Raw genomic sequence first — 20,213 nt, 5'->3', positions numbered from 1 at the left:
GAAACGTATGCAGAGAGAACGGACTCGTACATCTATTCAATATGTTAGCAACGCCAATGGCCCGACGCTTGGTTATTCGGAAGATTTAAAGGGTCATATCCTGGAAGCGGACGGCTTGTCCTTCAAGGACTTGAATAAGGACGGCAAGCTGGACCCCTACGAGGATTGGCGGCTGGCCCCCGAAGAAAGGGCGCGCGATCTTGCGTCCAAAATGTCCATCGAGCAAATCGCAGGGCTCATGCTGTACAGCAGCCATCAAGCGGTACCGGCGAGCATGGGCTGGTTTCCGGCTACTTATGGCGGCCAATCGTTCGGAGAAAGCGGGGCGAGTCCCTCCGATCTTACGGATCAGCAGGCGGACTTTCTGACCAATGATGATGTCCGTCATGTGCTGGTGACCATGGTGGAAAACCCGGAAACAGCGGCACACTGGAATAATAATATTCAAGCGTTAGCGGAAAGCGCGGGACTGGGGATTCCCGTCAATATCAGCACGGATCCCAGGCATAGCGCGGATTCTTCCAAAGAATTCAACGCGGGTGCAGGCGGAGCGATTTCCATGTGGCCAGAAACACTCGGTCTCGCAGCAACCTTTGATCCGGAAATGACAAGGAAATTCGGGGAAATCGCATCCCAGGAATATCGGGCGTTAGGCATCTCAACGGCGCTGTCGCCGCAAATCGATATTGCTACGGACCCGCGTTGGAACCGTTTCGGCATGACGTTCGGGGAAGATGCGCAGCTTGCTGCCGACATGGCACGTGCTTATGTGGACGGTTTTCAAACCTCTGCGGGGGAAGCGGAAATCGCTGAGGGCTGGGGCTACGAAAGCGTCAATGCGATGGTGAAGCATTGGCCGGGCGGCGGCTCCGGCGAAGGAGGTCGCGACGCCCATTTCGGGTACGGCAAATTCGCCGTGTATCCGGGCAACAATTTCGATGAGCATCTGATTCCTTTTACAGAAGGCGCATTTAAGTTGAAAGGACCCACTGGCAAAGCTTCCGCAGTTATGCCTTACTACACGATTTCTTATGGGCAAGATACGAAGAATGGCGAAAATGTCGGCAATTCCTATAATACTTACCTGATCAACGATTTGCTGCGCACGCAATATGGTTATGACGGAGTTGTCTGTACGGACTGGGGCATAACGGACGATGAGGGCGCCGATATTTCAAAATTATTTCCCGGTGGACGCTGCTGGGGCGTTGAAGAGAACATGACCGTCGCAGAACGTCATTATAAGCTGCTGATGGCCGGCGTCGACCAGTTCGGAGGCAACAATGCGGCAGGGCCGATTGTGGATGCGTACCGGATTGGGGTACGAGAACATGGAGAAGCCTTTATGCGCGCACGGTTCGAACAGTCGGCGGTTAGACTGCTGATTAATATGTTTAGGACCGGGCTTTTCGAGAATCCATATTTGCGTGCGGAAGAAACAGCGGCCAAGGTGGGCAGCCCCGAATTTGTTGCAGCAGGTTACGAGGCGCAGCTGAAATCGATCGTCATGCTCAAGAATGAAAATCAAGTTCTCCCTCTAGAGAAACATAAAAAGGTATATATTCCGAAACGGTATCGCCCGGCAGGTACGAGCTGGTTCGGTTTATCGACACCAGAAATTTTTGGCTATCCGGTTCATTTAGATATCGTCAGCAAATATTTTGATGTGACGGACTCTCCGGAAGAAGCGGACTACGCGCTCGTCTTCATCGAAAGCCCATACTCGACAACCGGGTACAGCAAGGCCGATGCCGAAGCAGGCGGTAACGGTTATGTGCCGATCAGCTTGCAGTACCGCCCTTATACGGCGGAATATGCCAGGGAGACAAGCATCGCAGGCGATTCGCGGGATGTGTTGAACCGGAGTTATAAAGATAAAACGGTTACGGTGTTGAACGCTTCTGATTTGGATATGGTGCTGCATGCCAGGGAAGTCATGGAAGGAAAGCCGGTTATCGTCTCCATTCTGCTCTCCAATCCAACCGTCATGGCTGAATTTGAAGGCGAAGCAAATGCGATCATCGCCAATTTTGGCGCTCAGGATCAAGCGATTCTTGATATTTTAACCGGAGCGGCTGAGCCTTCGGCGCTGCTTCCGATGCAGCAGCCGGCACATATGAAAACCGTAGAAGAGCAGTTTGAGGACGTTGCTCATGACATGGAGGTTTATGTGGATGCCGCCGGGAACGCTTATGATTTTGGATTTGGCTTGAACTGGAGCGGCCGAATTCAAGATGACAGAACGGTTAAATATGCTAGGCAAGGCAAATAGTAGCGGATGAGAGCCGGTATAATCCGGGAACAAATAAAGGACAGCGCGAGCGCATGGGCTCGGCTGTCCTTTGTTTGCTTTATAGCATACTTTTTTCTGCTGCTATAGCACTACAAGTCTATGATTCGAATGACCTAGATGATATGATGGTTTTATCTGACAATTTTACACAAAGGAACAAAATGAGAGGAGAATATTGATGAAAAAAGTCGTAATTTTGGGCGGCGGCGTCGCCGGGTTAAGTGCCGCTCATGAATTAATTGAAAGAGGCTATGACGTAGCCGTGTACGAATTTAAATCGATTCCAGGTGGAAAAGCGAGAAGTATGTCTGTTGCCGGAAGCGGCAAAGACGGCAGAAGGGATCTGCCCGGAGAGCATGGCTTCCGATTGTTCCCGCGTTTTTACAGACATGTTATCGACACGCTGAAGCGGATTCCTTACGGGGATGGTACCGTTTACGACAATTTGATGGAAGTGACGCGGTTGGATATCGCGACCTATACGGCACCGCTGCTGCCGCTTTTGGCCAAGATCCAATTCACATTCGAAGATTTCAAAGTGGTCATGAAGGATTTATTTGACAGTCGGTTAGGCTTGTCTCTCGCTGACATGGAACAATACGGAGATAAACTCTGGCAAATCATGACTAGCTGCGAACAGCGCATTCAAGAAGAGTACAATTTGATCGACTGGTGGAACTTCATTGAGGCGCAGGAACAGTCGGAGGCCTTTCAGAAAATTTTTGCCGGATTCACGAAAACGCTTGTTGCCTGTCAATCCAAAATCGCCAATACCCAAACCGTCGGACCTGTTGCAGTGCAGATGACGATGGATATCACAACGCCCGGCACCAGTTTTGTACGACTGCTCAATGGCCCGACTAACGATAGATGGATTTATCCTTGGCTAACTTACCTGAGGGATAAGGGCCTCAGCTATCACGTATCCGCCGAAGTCAAAAGTATAGATTGCGCAGACGGCGTGATCAGAAGCGTTACGATTATGGAAGAGGGCCGTACATATACCGTCGAAGCCGATTATTACATAGCTGCATTCCCGGTTGAAGTGATGGCAACCTTCATAACGGATACGATGCTGCAAGCTGACCCGTCACTGGAAGGGATTGTCAAGTTAAAAGATTCTGTCGCCTGGATGAACGGTATCCAGTATTATTTGAAAGAAGATGTGGCGATCACGCACGGTCACGTCATTTATTTGGACGCGCCTTGGTCGCTTACGTCTGTGTCCCAGAAGCAATTCTGGCCGGATGTCAACCTGAGCGAGTATGGCGACGGCAACGTGAAAGGCATTTTATCCGTCGACATTTCCGATTGGGAATCGCCGGGGATTTTGTACGGCAAGCCTGCCATGGCATGCACAGCGGAAGAAATTCAGGCAGAAGTTTGGGCCCAATTGAAGAAGAGTCTGAATGTCGACGGCGCTGTCATTTTAGAGGACAAAGTACTTCATTCCTGGTTCCTGGATACCGATATCCATTTTGATAACCCGCATGGTGTCGTCAACATGGAACCGCTGCTTATTAATAAAGTCGGCACTTGGGACTTGCGCCCGAACGCGCACACTGCGATTCCCAATTTGTTCTTGGCCTCCGATTATGTTCGCACGAATACCAATCTTGCCACGATGGAAGGCGCGAACGAAGCGGCGAGAAGAGCGGTTAATGCCATACTTATCCAAGAGGGCTCAACGGAAGAGCCGTGTGAGATTTGGGAGATGTACAAATTCGATGCATTAGGCTTCGATTGGCTCAAGGGATGGCGCAAACATGACCAGCGTCGTTACGAAAAAGGGCTTCCATGGGACGGTAAGCTATTGTAATTGTATAAACGGGGCTCCCCCAAAAGTAATGTCTAAACTCTTATCGAAGCTATTCGGAGATGGTTGACCGCATTGAATAGTGAGTTTAGACGCCGATTGAGCAAAGCTCATTGCGGACGGAATATGCTTCAAAGGTTAAGGGTCACTTTTGGGGACTTTTTAGGAGGTACTTCATGTTTACATTGCCCGAATACGATGTAATCAGACAAATTTATCAGGGCGACCGAACTGTGCTTTTTCGTGCTTCTCATCGTCAGACGATGGAAAAAGTCATTATCAAGATGCTTCGCTCCGAATTTCCGGCACCGCCTGACATTTCAAGAATGAAACGGGAATACGAGATCGGCAAACATCTGCAGATTCCCGGAATCGTGCAGCCATTAGCGTTATTCAAGCACCAGAACAGCGTGGCGCTTGTGCTGGAGGATTTCGATGGAGAGACGCTATCGGCTTATTTTCCTGTTTTTCGTCAGTCGTTAACTACCTTTTTGACATCGGCTATTCAACTGGTCAAAATTGTCGGAGACATTCATCAACGATTTGTCATTCATAAGGATATTAAACCAAGCAATATCATTATCAACCCGGAAAAAAACATCATGAAGCTGGCTGATTTCAGCATCTCCTCGTTTTCAAGAGAACGGCAGGAGATGCTCGATCCCTCGATGCTGGAAGGAACACTCAGCTACATGTCGCCTGAGCAAACGGGCCGCATGAACCGGATCATCGATTACCGTTCGGATTACTACTCATTAGGCGTTACTTTTTATGAAATGCTTACCGGCAGACTGCCGTTTCAGACGGAAGATCCGGTAGAGCTCATTCACTGTCATTTTGCGGTTCCTCCGGCCCCGCCGGAAAGCCTTCGAATGGGGATTCCGAAGCCGTTGTCGGATATCGTGATGAAGCTGCTTTCCAAAAATGCGGAAGACCGCTATCAGAGCGCATACGGCATCATTCAAGATTTGGAGCGCTGCCTTGCCATGTGTGAGACACGGGAAGAGCTGGAGCCGTTTGAAGTCGGGCAATCCGATATGACTGACGTGTTCCAACTTCCGCAAAGCTTGTATGGCAGGGAACAAGAAATTGACAAGCTGCTGCAAGTATATCAGCGTACCGTGCAAGGATCGCTTGAAGCGGTTTGGGTTTCGGGTGAATCCGGAAACGGAAAGTCGTTCCTCATTGCCGAGACAATGAAGACTATAATGAAGGACAATGTCTGGTTTCTATCCAGCCGTTTCGAACCGAACAAGCAGCATATTTCTTATTATGCGTTATCCCGGGCTTTACGTCAGTTGGTTCGCCAGCTGTTAACGGAGAAGGATGAGCAGATCGAAGTCTACCGTGAGCGGCTTCAATCCCTGCTGGGTACGAGCGGTAAGGTGCTGATCGATCTGATGCCGGAGCTTCAGCTCCTGATCGGCAAGCAGCCGGAAGCGAAGCAGCTCCCGCCGCAAGAAACGCAAAACCGGCTTCATTATTTGCTGCAGCAATTTTTGATTGTATTTGCCGTGAAAGAGCGGCCGATCGTATTGTTTCTTGATGATCTTCAGTGGGCGGATACGGGGTCGCTTCAATTTCTTGACTTGCTATTGAGCGACTCTCAGTTGCAGTATTTTTTGTTCATTGGTTCTTATCGCAGCAGGCGCGAGAGCAATGTCCAGTCTCCGGCACACACACAGTTGATGGATAAATTGCCGGCCCGTCTGGTTTCGGAGGCAATCGACTTAGAAGCTTTGCAGATCGGGGCTGTGCGGCAGTTGGTAGCGGGATCGCTAAAGATCGAGCCGCAGCAGGTGAATGAACTGGCCGAACTTGTGCTGGAGAAAACAGGAGGGAATCCGTTTTTTGTTAAACAATTTCTAACGGCCCTTTATGAACAAAGTCTGTTGACATTCAGCTATGAATCCGGACGATGGATATGGGATATCGAAGAAATTCAGAAATTGCGAATGACCGATAATCTGATGTTTCTTCTAGCCGAGAAGCTGTATCGGTTGCCGAAGAAAACGCAAAATTTGCTGCGATTGGCGGCTTGTTTAGGCGTATCCTTTGATCTCGAGGCTCTCGGCATTGTAATGGAAACGCCATTTACGCATGTGATGAATGAATTGGAAGGCCCGATACAAACCGGATTGATCATTCCGGTAGGTACGGACTATAAATTTTTCAGTGAAATGCACGAGGAAGCCGATGCTCGGGATATCCGCTTCACCTTTGTTCATGACTCCATTCAAGAAGCAGTCTACGGATCGATTGAAGAAACGGCGCTTGTGCAAATGCACCTCAGCATTTCGAGCAAACTGCTTAGGGATCTTCCGGATATTCAGGCGGGGCAACGCCTGTTTGAAGTCGTCAATCATATGAACATCGGTTCCTGCTTATTGATGGAGCAAGCGGATCGTATTCATTTGATGGAGCTGAATCTGGCTGCGGGGAGAAAAGCGAAGGCGTCCAATGCTTACCGGTCCGCTTTGCAATATTACAATAAGGCGTTAGCCTTGCTGCAGCTGGACGAAGGAAGCGGGCTAGATGATCTAAGCTTCATTATCCGATTGGAAACAGCGGAGGCTTTGTATTTAAACGGACAAGCTGATGAAGCGGAGACTGTGTACGCTCAATTGCTTTCTGATGCCCGTACCCCCGAGCTGAAACTTGAATTATACAATTTACAGGTCATTTTATATACCAATGTCGGTAAGCAGCGTAAAAGCGTTGAGGTTGGGCTGGAGGCGCTAGCCAAGCTAGGTATACGAATCCCAAGCGAGCCTACGAATCTGCAAATTTTCCAGGAATACTTGAAATTAAAGTTGATGATAGGTCGTAAAAGCACAGCGGATCTTTACGATTTACCGATACTGGAAGACGCGTATTTGCTCAAACTGATGAACCTCATGATGAGCGTTTCGATATCTGCCTATTTTACGAATACGAACTTGTATGTGCTCTTCATGTTTATCATGACGAAGTACTCCCTGAAATATGGGAATTCGCCTGCGATGTCGTATGTTTATGGTTCTTACGGATTAATCCTGGGTTCCGGCTTCGGTGATTATGGGCGTGGCTATGAGTATGGCTTGCTTGGAGCGAGACTGAATGCACGATTCCAATCCCATCAATTCCGCAGTAAAAGCCACTTTTCCTTCGGGCTTTTTGTCAGCTCTTGGGTCAAGCCTTTTCAGGTTTGTATGGACCATCTGCAGGACTCGTTTCGGAGCGGAATTGAAGACGGCGATTTGGTTTTTAGCGGATACGCGCTTACTTATCAGGTGCTGGTCAAAGATTTCCGGGGCATTCCCCTTACGGAAGTGTATGAGGATCTGGGCAAACATTACCGAATTTTAGAGCAAACAAACCATCACGATACACTGCTGATGTTAGAGATGCTCCGTATGGTGATTCATAACCTGGAGGGGCATTCCCCAAGCCCGCTGATCATCGGCAAGGACGAGGAAGAGGAAGCGCAATTTATAAAAAAGCTGGAAGTGCACCCGAACCAAGTGATTTTGCATGTTTACTCGATCAAAAAGATGATGCTATACTACTTGTTCGGTCAGTATGAGGATGCCGTCAAAGCCGGTATGGCTGCCGAAGCCGTACAAACCGTTTCTTTTGGCCTGTTCCATATTCCTGAGCAATATTTCTATTACGCGCTGTCGATTACGGCCATATATAAAAAGGCATCCATTTACGAACGTAAAACATATGGCAAGCAAATGGCCAAGATGATGCGCAAAATGGACAAATGGGCCGCGAATTGTCCGGAAAATTACTTGCATCTTAGCTTGTTGATGCGTGCGGAATGGAACCGCGTAACGGGGCATTTCCAGAAGGCGGAACAAGGCTACGAAGCATCGATCCGGCAAGCGCGCGAGCAGGGCTTTATCCAGCATGAAGCGTTGGCCTGCGAGCTTGCGGGGAAACTGTACAGAGATGCTCTGCGCGAGAAAATCGCCAAAACCTATTTGACCGATGCTTATTACGGTTATTTAAGCTGGGGGGCGAAAGCCAAGGCGGATGAGTTGAAGCTTCGCTATCCCACTTATTTGACATCGCTCAAAGAGTCTCAGGATTGGGGCACTACGAAAATCAGCGACTATTCGCTTCAAGCGCTCGATTTTGTGACGATTATGAATACTTCGCGTTCCCTATCCAGTGAAGTCAACTTGGAGCAGTTGCTGAAGCGGTTGATGGAAATCGTGACCTACTCTTCAGGGGCGGAGCGCTGCATACTCGTTCTGAAAGATCGGGACAATTTATTTGTTGAAGCGGAAATGCGGACAGAATCTCAGGCACGGGAAGCTAAAGAGTTCTGTAAGGTAAGTTCTGTGCCGCTGGAAACAAGGGAAGACCTGCCGGCTGCGGTGATTCAATACGTAGCGCGGACGAAAGAAGGCGTTGTCCTTGACGATGCGGTCAATAAAGGATTTTTCACGCATGATCCTTACATTCGGACGCATGAAAGTAAGTCGATTTTTTGTGAACCGATTCTACATCAAGGCAATCTGGTGGGCGTGCTTTATCTTGAAAATAATCTTGTTCGCAATGCCTTTACGTCCGAACGGCTGGACATTATCAAGCTGTTGTCCGCACAGGCGGCAATCTCCATCGAGAATGCTCGGTTGTACAATGATCTGGAGGCCAAAGTCCGTGAGCGAACGAATGAACTCACGCTTATGGAAACTTCGCGCCGGGATTTACTGTCCAACATCTCGCACGATTTGGGTACGCCGCTAACGTCCATTCAGGGATACGTGGAAGCGATTCTCGATGGAGTTATTCAGAATCCTGAAGAGCAGCGGAAATATTTATCCGTCGTCCATATGCGCATTGTCGGTATCCAGCGCTTAATCACGGACCTATATCAGCTTAGCAGGCTGGAAACGAAGCAATTTCACTTTCAGCTTGCGCCAACGACGAGCGGAGCTATGGTACGGCAGCTTTTCGCCAAGTATGAATTGGATGCGGCCAATGCTGGAATTTCCTACACACTGGACATGCAGCTCATCGAAGGCGAAGATATGCTGCTAACCGTCGATTCTGATCGCATTGAGCAGGTGTATGCGAACATATTGTACAACGCGATAAAATTCACTCCCAAGGGTGGGTATATCGGCGTCCGCGTGGAGATTGCTGGAGAACCGAGCGAACTGATCATCAGTGTGATGGATTCCGGCGTTGGCATAAGCGAGGAAGATCTTCCGCACATTTTCGAACGCTTCTATAAAGCTTCCAAGTCCCGGAGCACAACGGGCGGCAGCGGTTTAGGACTAGCCATTGCCAAGGAAATCGTGCAATACCACGGCGGCCAGATATGGGCGGAAAGCCGGCTGGGCAATGGCTGCAGCATTTCGTTTTCGCTTCCCGTGCATCGAATCTAGTTGAATTACACAAAGTAGAAAAAAGAGAGAAGAGAGAATCCATATGATTACCAAACAACTTTCACCGCTCGTACAAGCGCTCGATTTAAAACCACACCCGGAAGGCGGGTGGTACAAGGAGCTTTGGAAAGCATCCTTCGAGATCCCGAAGGAAGTGCTGAACGAAGCGTATTCCGGCTCGCGATATGCAGCGACTTCGATTTACTTCCTTCTTCATCCGGACGAATGTTCGGAATGGCACACCGTATTGTCCGACGAGTTATGGCTCTGGCATTCCGGCAGCCCGCTCTTGCTTACCCTGGGAGGAACCGCTGAGCAGCCAGAGACCGCAAAGGAATTAATACTTGGCCCTGATGTGTTGAACGGCCAGCAGCCGCAAGCGCTAGTTCCGGCGAATGTGTGGCAAAAAGCGAAACCGCTGGGGAATGATCCAGTATTTGTATCCTGTGTCGTCGCGCCGGGTTTTCATTATGACGATTTTAAGTTAATTGGCAAGTAGAGCGAGCTTCAATATTGCCACTAATTCGAGACGGAGTCCCTTCCTTGTGAAGAGGGCTCCGTTTTTATTGTCGCGAACATGCGGAACTTATACATAGAGCTTTTCGTAGTGTCGTATTTTCGCACCTTAATTGTCCTGAAGTTAGACTAAAATTATAATTTTTCCTGTGCTACATTAATGACAGATGTCTTCATTTTACATAAAGGCAGAATGATGTTTGCGGGAAAAGAGGGATACGATGAGCAGGAAATTAAAGATAGGGATCATTGGCGGAGGCGGAATAGCTGGCGCCCACGTTCAGGCTTACCGGGAGCTTAGTGATGTCGAAATCGTAGCTGTTGCCGATGTCATTCCGGACAAGGCGGCTCAATTTGTTAGTCGTTGGGATCTGGCTTCTGCACAAGCTTTCGACGATTACAAACAGCTTCTGGAACTCGAGCTTGATGCGGTCAGCATCTGTACACCGAATGTAGCGCATTATCAGACAACCATAGATGCCCTTCGTGCTGGCAAACATGTGATGTTGGAAAAGCCGATGTCCGTTACGCTCGAGGAAGCAGTCGAAATGGCGCAAACAGCTGACAAGACCGGGTATATGCTCAATGTTGGATTTCAGCCGAGATATGACCCCAACATGAAGATCATTCAAGATCTGGTTCAATCCGGGCAATTGGGCAAAGTATATTACGTTGAGACTGGCGGAGGGCGCCGCAGAGGAATGCCGGGCGGTACATTTATCCGCAAAGATATTGCGGGAGCCGGAGCGATCGCCGATATTGGCTGCTATTCGCTGGATATGGCGTTGAATGCAATGGGATACCCGAAACCGCTTACCGTATCCGCTTACAGCTCGAATCATTTTGGGACAAATCCGAAATTTCATGGTGAAGCAAGCAAGTTCGACGTCGAAGATTTTGGTGTAGCCATGGTGCGCTTTGAAGGAGATCTTGTTCTCAATTTCAAAATATCATGGGCCATGCACATGGATACGCTTGGGCCGACGATCTTCCTTGGCACCGATGCCGGACTTAAAGTCACACCGGCCGGAAAAGGGCCCTGGAGCGGCGTGTTCGATGGTAAAGTCGGTTCCATCACGATGTATCATGATGTTCGAGGCCACCATACGGAAAGTGCGATCCCACTGATTGAACATAACAAAAACGTGTTTCATGAAAAAGTCCGCGATTTCGTAGAAGCTGTGCGAGACGGCAAGCCGGCGCCGATCCCTGGAGAACTTATTGTTCGCAATCAAGCCATTATTGACGGCATTCTTCGCTCCTCCCAATTGAAGCGCGAAGTCGATATTCGATTATAATTTTACATACTCAGGAGGTACTTTCATGTCTCGAATTTATCGTATTGGAATTATTGGCTGCGGCGGAATTGCGGGCGGCAAACATATGCCTAGCCTGAAGAAACAGGCTAACGTGGAAATGGTCGCATTTTGCGATATTATCGAGGAACGTGCAACTGAAGCTGCCGCAGCCTATGGCAGCGAAGATGCGAAAGTGTACACGGATTACCGTGAAATGCTGCAAGATTCAACTTTGGATATCGTTCACGTTTGTACCCCTAACGACTCCCACGCTGTAATTGCCATCGCAGCTCTTGAAGCAGGCAAACACGTCATGTGTGAGAAGCCGATGGCTAAGACGGCTGCAGATGCGAAACTCATGGTGGAAGCGGCCAAGCGTACCGGGAAGAAACTGACGATCGGGTACAACAACCGTTACCGAGCTGATAGCTGGCATTTAAAACAACTTTGTGAACAAGGCGAGCTGGGAGACATTTATTTTGCCAAAGCTCATGCCATTCGCAGGCGTGCCGTCCCAACCTGGGGCGTGTTTCTCGATGAAGAAAAACAAGGCGGAGGCCCGCTCATTGATATCGGCACGCACGCGTTGGATTTAACGCTCTGGATGATGAACAACTACAAGCCCAAAGTTGTATTGGGTACCGCATATCACGAGCTTTCCAAACGAGAGAATGCCGCCAACGCTTGGGGGCCTTGGGATCCTAGCAAATTTACCGTCGAGGACTCCGCTTTCGGGATGATCGTGATGGAAAACGGAGCGACCGTTATCCTGGAATCCAGTTGGGCGCTCAATACGCTGGAAGTGGATGAAGCAAAGTGTTCATTATCGGGAACCGAGGGCGGAGCCGACATGAAGGGCGGTCTTCGTATCAACGGTGAGAAGAACAGCCGTTTGTTCACCACCGATGTTGAATTGAATGCAGGTGGAGTTGCGTTCTATGATGGCGCTTCGGAAAGTGCTCCTGATGTCGAAATGAGATTGTGGATCAAGGCCATCGAGGAGGATACGGATCCTGTAGTAACACCGGAGCAAGCTTTTGTGGTTTCGCAAATCCTTGAGGCCGTCTATGAATCAGCTCGCAGCGGGAAAGCAGTCTATTTGGATTGAAAAATGAAATGGTTCCACATGGGAACTTGTAGCAGGCATTTCAACTTTGGTTGAAATGCTTTTTATTTTCGGAAAAACTTGTTTTATAATTAAAATAGGCAAGTAGGGAATACAAAGATGCGATAGGAGATCACGTAATGTTTGAAAATCATGAATATCACGATAAGATCCACCAAAGTATGCTGGCAGATTGCGAGAACTGCTTCGGTTTGTGCTGTGTCGCACTGCCTTTCGCAGCTTCGACAGACTTCGCGACCGATAAAGATGCTGGGAAGCCCTGTCAAAACTTGCAATCAGACTTCCGTTGCGGCGTTCACAACAGCCTCAGGCAGCTGGGCTTTCGCGGTTGCACAGTTTATGACTGCTTTGGGGCGGGGCAAAAGGTTTCTCAAGAAACCTACGGTGGACGTGACTGGCGGCAAGTACCCGGATCTGCGAAGCAAATGTTTGAAGTATTTCCGATCATGCGACAACTCCACGAGCTCCTCTGGTATCTGGCCGAAGCGCTTACGCTGCAAGCGGCTCGTCCGATTCACGATGCGCTCAGATCGGCGCTTAATGAGACTGAACGTCTTACTCACCTCGAACCAGAGTCCATCTTGGAACTGGATGTGGTCGCACACCGAGCAGATGTCAATACGCTGCTCCTAAAGGCCAGCGAACTCGCTCGAGATGAAGCCCGTCACGAGCAGAAGAGGTCCTCAGGGCGCAAGAAGAAACAAGGACGTGGAGTTGACCTCATCGGCGCCAATCTCCGAGGAGCGGATCTTAGATATGCCAACTTGAGAGGCGCCTATCTGATTGCAGCTGACCTCCGAGGAGCCGATCTGAGAGCGGCTGACCTCATCGGAGCTGATTTTCGAGACGCTGACCTCAGGGGAGCCGACCTGACTGAGAGTATATTTCTCACCCAAGCCCAACTCAATGCGGCGAAGGGTGACGCTGAAACAAAGCTGCCGCCGTCTCTCACTCGCCCAACGCACTGGTCCTCCACCGAGAATTGACGATAACCCGCAGCGCCTGCAAGGCTATTAGCTGCCGGGGGAGGTATATTCTTATGCGGAAGTACATGATCTTATCCAAAGGCAAATATAGCTAATTTGAATATAACGAAGAATCGTCTCTAGTTGTAAGGGAGGCGATCTTTTTTCTATGTAACTGTCTATCTAATCGAATCGTCGTTCATCGTATTCCTATTCATGCCACTACTCGCCGCCACTCACCGCCACTCACCGCCATCCACCGCCACCCGCGTTCACCCGCCACCACCCATCGCCACCCCAAGTAATCTAATCCATTACATGAAATACTATGAGCAGTATCCCCACGCCTCAGAATATAAAAATATAGTATTGTACCGCCATCATGTCTCAGAATGTAAAAACATAGAATTGTACCGCCATCACGTCTCAGAATGTAAAAACATAGAATTGTACCACAATCACACCTCAGAATGTAAAAATATAGAATTGTACCGCAATCACGTCTCAAAAAGAAATGTGATGGTTAGCACAAACACCTTGTCACAGAAATCACTACGCCTTAAATGGAAAGATACTGAACATAACTACCTAACCGCATTAAGAAAGGAATGCTCTAGTGCTAGTGGCCATTCATAAGGTGCGGTTTGCTATTCGCCTTTGCCGCTTCCGAAGTGTCGAATGAAGACGAGCTGTGAGGCACTTTATGGCGGTAGTCGATCTCAGATGCCGATCGTGAATATTTCGTGTTCTACACTACGACGTTATAACTTGATTCGTACATGTAGCTATAAATTATTCAAATGCTAATTAGCTATGTCTAGCTTTTTATACAACCATTGGTCAAACCTGGTTTGTGATCCAACTTGGACGAATGATGCTTTAGACAAATGAGTCATTTTTTCTTGGATTTTATTTTCTTTGATTATGGGTTGTATTTCTGGCCGCAGAGCAGAGAGAGAGGTAGTAGATTTATGAAAGCAAAGCTGGATCAAATGAGTGAAAATGGGCGCATTAAGGATGGATAGATTTAGCCGAAAGGTGAATTCGTCTAAGTAGGATTGTAGATGTTTTGCACCAATGCCATGAAACGTTTTATTCAGCCAAGTACTGGCTTGGGAAGCAAATTTTAAGAGTGGACGAGTACGTTTGGGGCTGTATAAACCAATAACAGTTTCAATAGAACTCCTTTGCGATTCAGTATGTTTATTGTTGAAATCCATTGTGTTTGAACGTGAAATATGTCTCTCCCCTGGATAATCAGGAGTGACAAGCTTTATTTTTACATAATTGGACTCCCCTTGTTCATTGAGTGAAGAGCCTACGAGCAGAAGATGTTCTTGTTTGTGCTTATGCACGGAAGGATTGTATGGAAGTCCATACACGGCCGAGTTGACTCGTATAACGCCGGATAGACGCGTTTGATCATCGGCAGCATGCATCACTTGTCGAATTTTGTGCAGCATTAACCATGCTGTTTTATAAGTTACTTGAACAATCTGGGACAATTCTACAGCAGTCGTGCCTTGTTCTGGTCGAGAAACGAGAAAAAGAGCAATGAGCCATTTTCGCAGTTCAGTCCGACTGCCTTCCATTAGTGTTCCAGCAGTTAGAGAAGTTTGATGACGGCAGCGAGAGCACTCATAGAGTGGAAGCCGACGAGTATGGGTCACATAGGCGTGACGATGATCGCAACGCGGGCAGACAAAGCCTTGAGGCCATTTCGAATTGTACACATATTGGAAGCACGCTTCTTCATTAACGAAATGATGATGAAATTGTTCCAAGGACATACTTGTAAAATCCATGATTTCTACCCCATTCATAATTGATATGCGAACGTGCATTCCTATTTGTGATTATATCGAACGTACGGTCTCTTTTCAATTGTGAAATGAAAAAATAAGACAAAAATTTTCTGAATCGATGGGATAATGGAATAAAGGATTATTTTGGGGGTTATAAAGTGTTGGAGGATGGAACGCTAAATCTGAGTCATAGGGATAGTGGGGATAGAGATAATTATAAATGACACTGATTCCTAGGGATTGTGGTTCTACGGAATGGAACTGATTCCTAGGGATTGTGGTTTTACTGAATGGAACCGATTCCTAGGGATTGTGGAGTAAGTGAGCAGTAATTGCTCCAAAAGATAGCGGGGGAAATATTTTGGATTAAGCTGAGTCAAAGGGATAGTGGAGTTATCATGTGCGGCTTTTTCACAGAGCTACCGACTGAACTAGAAGAATCGGCGATGTTGGATGGTTGGACGCGCGTCGCGGGCCTGTTTGAGCCGCATTTTTATAATAACTATGTTATAATTTCCTTTAAAGTTACGAGGGGAAACCGATAATTATGAATAAAACAGACCGTTTATTAGCAATCGTACTTGAACTCCAGCGCAGGAAAATGCTGCGGGCGGAGGATCTGGCAGGCATTTTCGAGACGAGTGTCCGTACGATTTACAGGGATATGCAAGCGCTTAGTGAAGCTGGGGTGCCTATCATGGGCGCTCCGGGGACAGGTTATTCCATCATGGAAGGGTATTTTTTACCCCCTGTCAGTTTCACGGTGGAAGAAGCGGTCACACTGCTCATTGGAGCAGATTTTGTTGAGCAGAGGTTTGATGCCGACTATGGTGCCCGGGCGCAAGCAGCGAAGAGGAAAATTGAAACGATCCTACCTCAAAGCGTCCTCTCTGAGACATCTAGAGTGCGTAAGACCTTTAAATTGTTAAGAATACAAGAGGAGATTTTCGGACCCGAAGCTGATGCAATGGAGAAGCTGCGCCGCGCAATTTTGACTGAACAGAAAGTGGAGTTCCATTATTCGAAAAGATTGCCGGAAGCGGACGGAAATCGCAATAGCATTCGCACGGTTGCTCCTTATGGGCTCGTTCTCGTACAGGGTGCCTGGATCTTGATTGGGCATTGCGATCTGCGGCTTGAAATTCGACATTTCCGGTTATCCCGGATGAGCGGTCTTTCCGTTCTTGATACGAAGTTTAATCTCCCGCCTGATTTCAATTTGCAAGATTATGTACCTCCGGATGATCGCGATGTGAAGGTTCGTTTACAAATCAATGAAAGTATTATTGATAAAGTAAAGGAGTCAAAAAATTTTTATTTAGATAGCATTGACCATCGACCGGAAGGTATTTATGCAACCATGCGCGTTCGCCAGCCGGAGGAACTGCTTCAATGGATTCTCAGTTGGGGAGCTGGCATTGTTGTTCTTGAGCCCGAAATACTTCGGATTCGAGTTCGTGATGAAGCTGCGAACATGTTAAAATGCTACTGACATACTGGTGTCAGTAGCGTTTTCGTATACTTAAGCTACCCTATGGAGAGGAGCTTGAACGTTTATGAATTCAAATGAAGTTTTAGAGGGCTTTGAAACATTGATACATCACTATTTGGAGGAATTAGATACGTTTAGCATGGAACAGCTGACATACAAAACGAGTGAAGACGATTGGTCACTGGGACAGATGTATCTTCATCTGATAAATTCAGCTTTATATATGCAGCTTCGCAATGTCGAGCTTTGCAGAACTCAGAGTACTGATACGGTGAATTCCACCGAAGGAAAAACTAAAGCTGGAGAGGCGGTATTCAGCCTCGGGGGCTTTCCGCCTGAGCGCATTCGTGTCCCTGCGTCACCGCAATACACGCCTGGTCAACCTCAGAGCAAAGAACAAATTGCCGAAGGACTGAATACGGTCTTGCATCGGATGAACGAGATTGAGCCTCTGCTGGCGGAGATTTCACCCAATCATACCGTAACGCATCCGCGGCTTGGAGAACTTAATGCCAGGGAATGGTTTACTCTCGTTGAGATGCATTACCGTCATCATCTTAGACAGAAGGATCGGCTGAAACACGCTTTGTTACCTGCCTCCTAACCAGGAGCCAAAACCAATAGTGCTGCTATCACTAAGCTAAGCGCCTCGAATCCGAATGGCATCATCTGAGCAACACATAGAAATGAAGCATAAACATTAACTCGGTTCATGGGTTAGTGTTTTTTGCATTTCCTTGCTCTGCTTTATGGATCATGCTCTAACAATGACCGTCAATAAAATAGTTGAATAGTTGAGAAGCTGCGATTAAAATAAATATGAATAATCATTGTTGTTAATCGATTAATAAAAACATTATTTTAAAGGAGCTGGTATTTCGATGACAACCCAGGTGACGATTAATGCAGATCTGGCGAAGGGTAAGATTAACCGAAACATTTATGGACATTTCTCCGAGCATTTGGGGCGGTGTATTTATGAAGGCATCTGGGTGGGCGAGGATTCACCGATTCCCAATACGAAAGGTATTCGCAATGATGTACTGGCTGCGCTAAAAAAAATCAAAGTGCCCGTGTTGAGATGGCCGGGTGGATGTTTTGCGGACGAATACCACTGGAAAGATGGCGTTGGGCCGTTGGAATCGCGAAAAAAAATGATCAACACGCACTGGGGCGGCGTTTTGGAAAATAACCATTTCGGTACGCATGAGTTTTTGATGTTGTGCGAACTGCTTGAGTGCGAGCCATACATTTGCGGAAACGTAGGCAGTGGAACCGTACAGGAAATGTCGGAATGGGTGGAATATATGACATTTGACGGCATTTCGCCGATGGCGGACTGGCGCCGCTCAAACGGGCGGGAAGAACCTTGGGGTGTTCGCTACTTTGGCGTAGGCAATGAAAACTGGGGCTGCGGCGGAAATATGCGTCCCGAGTATTACGCGGACTTATATCGCAGATATCAAACGTACGTCCGCAACTATGGAGAAAACAAAATACATAGAATCGCCTGCGGTCCGAATGTAGACGACTATCATTGGATGGAAACTTTAATGAAAGAAGCGGGCAGGATGATGGATGCCATTAGCTTGCATTACTACACGATTACCGGTGAGTCCTGGCAGAATAAGGGCAGCGCGACCGGATTTAGCGAAGATGAATGGTTTAAAACGCTGGAGCGAACAAAACGAATGGAGGAACTGATTAGAAAGCATTCGGCGATCATGGATCAATACGACCCGGAGAAACGAGTTGGTCTTATCGTGGATGAGTGGGGCACATGGTTCGATGTCGAGCCTGGAACGAATCCAGGGTTCTTGTATCAGCAGAATACGATTCGTGATGCATTAGTTGCTGGGATCAATTTTCACATTTTCCATGATCATTGCGATCGGGTAGAGATGGCGAACATCGCTCAGGTCGTTAATGTGCTGCAGTCCGTTATTCTGACTGAAGGTGAGAGGATGCTGTTGACGCCGACTTACCATGTGTTTGATATGTTTAAGGTTCATCAGGATGCAACACTGCTTAGCACGCACCTGATAAGCGACTTTTATGAGCACAACGGCCGCAAGCAACCACAAACCTCAGTGTCCGCTTCGAAAGATGATCAGGGTCGTATACATATTAGTATATGTAACCTGGATCCTACCTCCGAGGCGGATGTCCATATTGAACTGAGGGGAATCGCTGATGAGAGCGCATTAATGGTAAGTGGCACGGAACTAACTGCGAGTTCAATAGACAGCCATAATACGTTCGATCATCCCAATGCGGTAAAACCTCAAGCGTTCCATGCGTTTTCCCTGGAAGGCAAAGAGATCCGTTTGCAGTTATCTGCAAAATCCGTTACTGTGCTTGAAGTTTCGATTTAGGCGCCAATGGACCAAGGGCGGCTATGTAAAGGGTGTCATGAACAATATCAAATAACCGAGGAACAAATATCCCGTATACTGCAAATGCCGATGTTTCAATCGGCGGAGAACTGTGTTTCTGATTCTCTGTATCACCGACGACTGCAAGCTTGCACGGCCTGTCCGAAACTGCTGGATGGAATGACTTGCTCCGTTTGCGGATGCTTAGTCCGAATAGCGGCCAAACTGAAGGAACGCAGCTGTCCAAAAGCCGGTGATAACCGCTGGGCGCTGGCGGATTAACATAAAAGGAAGCAGGGGTCTAGGCTCTTGCTTCTTTTTTGTCTCAACTATATGATGTGCATTTTGGCATCGTGATATGTGTGTATTTGGTAAAAGCTCTCCGCAGCTGATGCGAAGAGCTTTGCTCAAGGGCGGATCGTCACACGGGTATGGAGGGGAACTATTGCAGCCAACTGAAGTACATCTTCATTGTACATACGAATGCAACCATGAGATGCATGTTTGCCAATCGATGAAGGATTATTTGTACCGTGAATGCCATAATGCGGTTTACTTAAACCCATCCAAAATGCCCCGAACGGACCGCCCGGATTGGCCTGTTTATTAATAATATAATACTCGCCCGTCGGCGTTCCGGTTAGCATTTTACCAATACCTATAGGGAATCCGCGGATCACAGTATTTCCGTCCAGCAAGTATAGTTGGAAGTCCGAAAGATCAATAATGATGCGGTAATTCGGCATAGATAATCACCTCGTTCTATACTATGTGAGTTAACCAAAAGGTGTTTTTCTCATTTTGTATAAAGAGGCTTCTTGTCCAATCCATAGCCAATTCTATGAATATATTATTTTATATCCAATAGAAAGGGTGGGAATGAGATGAATCTGAATCTGAATCAGAAAAACTATATCACGCTTGGAGTTACCTTGTTAGGAGCTCTGAAATTAACAGCTCAAGCATTTAATATTTCTTTTATCTCTGACGATCAAATTAATGCAATAGCTAATCTAGCTGCAGTCGTGCTTACGATTGCCGGTGTCGTGATGACTCATAATAAAAACAAGGAATCCGATGACAACTAATAATCTTGTAATTGCGTAAAAAACGCCGTCCCGACTGAGTTGAGCGTTAACTCAG

Annotated in this window: 13 protein-coding genes and 2 pseudogenes; 13 read left to right on the top strand and 2 right to left on the bottom strand. The window is 47.6% G+C overall.

Going from position 1 to position 20,213, the window contains the following annotated elements:
• Positions 1–7: 7 nt before the first annotated feature.
• From ACFQZT_RS02955 to ACFQZT_RS02920, 8 genes and pseudogenes are all read left to right on the top strand, one after another.
• Entirely contained in the window at positions 8–2,272 is a 2,265-nt protein-coding gene (locus ACFQZT_RS02955; protein WP_379296372.1) for a glycoside hydrolase family 3 protein, read from the top strand.
• Between the two features lie 199 nt (positions 2,273–2,471).
• The gene (locus ACFQZT_RS02950) at positions 2,472–4,112 is read left to right on the top strand and encodes a hydroxysqualene dehydroxylase (protein ID WP_379296370.1); all 1,641 of its coding nucleotides are present in this window, start codon (positions 2,472–2,474) and stop codon (positions 4,110–4,112) included.
• 173 nt (positions 4,113–4,285) lie between these two features.
• A pseudogene (locus ACFQZT_RS02945) lies at positions 4,286–8,986 on the top strand (AAA family ATPase); the annotation flags it as partial.
• Positions 8,987–9,040: 54 nt separating this feature from the next.
• Positions 9,041–9,493, top strand: a complete 453-nt coding sequence (locus ACFQZT_RS02940) for a sensor histidine kinase (protein WP_379297924.1) — start codon at positions 9,041–9,043, stop codon at positions 9,491–9,493.
• A gap of 46 nt (positions 9,494–9,539) precedes the next feature.
• Positions 9,540–9,992, top strand: a complete 453-nt coding sequence (locus ACFQZT_RS02935; protein WP_379297922.1) for a cupin domain-containing protein — start codon at positions 9,540–9,542, stop codon at positions 9,990–9,992.
• Positions 9,993–10,230: 238 nt separating this feature from the next.
• Positions 10,231–11,307, top strand: coding sequence for a Gfo/Idh/MocA family protein (locus ACFQZT_RS02930; RefSeq protein WP_379296368.1), 1,077 nt, complete (start codon positions 10,231–10,233; stop codon positions 11,305–11,307).
• A gap of 25 nt (positions 11,308–11,332) precedes the next feature.
• Entirely contained in the window at positions 11,333–12,415 is a 1,083-nt protein-coding gene (locus tag ACFQZT_RS02925) for a Gfo/Idh/MocA family protein (protein ID WP_379296366.1), read from the top strand.
• Positions 12,416–12,552: 137 nt separating this feature from the next.
• Complete coding sequence (locus tag ACFQZT_RS02920) at positions 12,553–13,419, top strand: pentapeptide repeat-containing protein (protein ID WP_379296364.1); 867 nt, start codon at positions 12,553–12,555, stop codon at positions 13,417–13,419.
• Between the two features lie 1,000 nt (positions 13,420–14,419).
• Here ACFQZT_RS02920 and ACFQZT_RS02915 read toward each other — a convergent pair.
• Positions 14,420–15,203: pseudogene (locus ACFQZT_RS02915) on the bottom strand (transposase); the annotation flags it as partial.
• Between the two features lie 547 nt (positions 15,204–15,750).
• Here ACFQZT_RS02915 and ACFQZT_RS02910 point away from each other — a divergent pair.
• The 4 genes from ACFQZT_RS02910 to ACFQZT_RS02895 all read left to right on the top strand — a co-directional run bounded on the left by ACFQZT_RS02910 (position 15,751) and on the right by ACFQZT_RS02895 (position 19,352).
• On the top strand, positions 15,751–16,695 hold the full coding sequence (locus ACFQZT_RS02910; protein WP_379296360.1) for a helix-turn-helix transcriptional regulator: 945 nt from the start codon (positions 15,751–15,753) through the stop codon (positions 16,693–16,695).
• 64 nt (positions 16,696–16,759) lie between these two features.
• Positions 16,760–17,299, top strand: coding sequence for a DinB family protein (locus ACFQZT_RS02905; protein ID WP_379296358.1), 540 nt, complete (start codon positions 16,760–16,762; stop codon positions 17,297–17,299).
• A 277-nt stretch (positions 17,300–17,576) separates the two neighbouring features.
• Positions 17,577–19,070: an alpha-N-arabinofuranosidase gene (locus ACFQZT_RS02900; protein ID WP_379296356.1), complete on the top strand. Its 1,494-nt coding sequence runs from the start codon at positions 17,577–17,579 to the stop codon at positions 19,068–19,070.
• A gap of 6 nt (positions 19,071–19,076) precedes the next feature.
• Complete coding sequence (locus ACFQZT_RS02895) at positions 19,077–19,352, top strand: DUF6171 family protein (protein ID WP_379296354.1); 276 nt, start codon at positions 19,077–19,079, stop codon at positions 19,350–19,352.
• A 125-nt stretch (positions 19,353–19,477) separates the two neighbouring features.
• Here ACFQZT_RS02895 and ACFQZT_RS02890 read toward each other — a convergent pair whose 3' ends face one another.
• On the bottom strand, positions 19,478–19,816 hold the full coding sequence (locus ACFQZT_RS02890) for a L,D-transpeptidase (RefSeq protein WP_379296352.1): 339 nt from the start codon (positions 19,814–19,816) through the stop codon (positions 19,478–19,480).
• A gap of 138 nt (positions 19,817–19,954) precedes the next feature.
• Between ACFQZT_RS02890 and ACFQZT_RS02885 the strand changes: the two genes are divergently transcribed.
• Positions 19,955–20,158, top strand: coding sequence for a hypothetical protein (locus tag ACFQZT_RS02885; protein ID WP_379296350.1), 204 nt, complete (start codon positions 19,955–19,957; stop codon positions 20,156–20,158).
• Positions 20,159–20,213: the final 55 nt, after the last annotated feature.

Source organism: Paenibacillus sp. GCM10027628, from assembly GCF_042676385.1.
Taxonomy (GTDB): Bacteria; Bacillota; Bacilli; order Paenibacillales; family NBRC-103111; genus Paenibacillus_E.
Note: the sequence above shows the minus strand (reverse complement) of the source record. Positions and strands in the feature narration are given on the sequence as shown.

What these genes read in the sequence shown, in the direction of transcription:
- ACFQZT_RS02955 (WP_379296372.1), top strand. Translation starts at nt 8, where the DNA reads ATGCAGAGAGAACGGACTCGTACATCTATTCAATATGTTAGCAACGCC.
- ACFQZT_RS02950 (WP_379296370.1), top strand. Translation starts at nt 2,472, where the DNA reads ATGAAAAAAGTCGTAATTTTGGGCGGCGGCGTCGCCGGGTTAAGTGCC.
- ACFQZT_RS02940 (WP_379297924.1), top strand. Translation starts at nt 9,041, where the DNA reads ATGGTACGGCAGCTTTTCGCCAAGTATGAATTGGATGCGGCCAATGCT.
- ACFQZT_RS02930 (WP_379296368.1), top strand. Translation starts at nt 10,231, where the DNA reads ATGAGCAGGAAATTAAAGATAGGGATCATTGGCGGAGGCGGAATAGCT.
- ACFQZT_RS02925 (WP_379296366.1), top strand. Translation starts at nt 11,333, where the DNA reads ATGTCTCGAATTTATCGTATTGGAATTATTGGCTGCGGCGGAATTGCG.
- ACFQZT_RS02920 (WP_379296364.1), top strand. Translation starts at nt 12,553, where the DNA reads ATGTTTGAAAATCATGAATATCACGATAAGATCCACCAAAGTATGCTG.
- ACFQZT_RS02910 (WP_379296360.1), top strand. Translation starts at nt 15,751, where the DNA reads ATGAATAAAACAGACCGTTTATTAGCAATCGTACTTGAACTCCAGCGC.
- ACFQZT_RS02905 (WP_379296358.1), top strand. Translation starts at nt 16,760, where the DNA reads ATGAATTCAAATGAAGTTTTAGAGGGCTTTGAAACATTGATACATCAC.
- ACFQZT_RS02900 (WP_379296356.1), top strand. Translation starts at nt 17,577, where the DNA reads ATGACAACCCAGGTGACGATTAATGCAGATCTGGCGAAGGGTAAGATT.
- ACFQZT_RS02895 (WP_379296354.1), top strand. Translation starts at nt 19,077, where the DNA reads ATGGACCAAGGGCGGCTATGTAAAGGGTGTCATGAACAATATCAAATA.
- ACFQZT_RS02890 (WP_379296352.1), bottom strand. Translation starts at nt 19,816, where the DNA reads ATGCCGAATTACCGCATCATTATTGATCTTTCGGACTTCCAACTATAC.
- ACFQZT_RS02885 (WP_379296350.1), top strand. Translation starts at nt 19,955, where the DNA reads ATGAATCTGAATCTGAATCAGAAAAACTATATCACGCTTGGAGTTACC.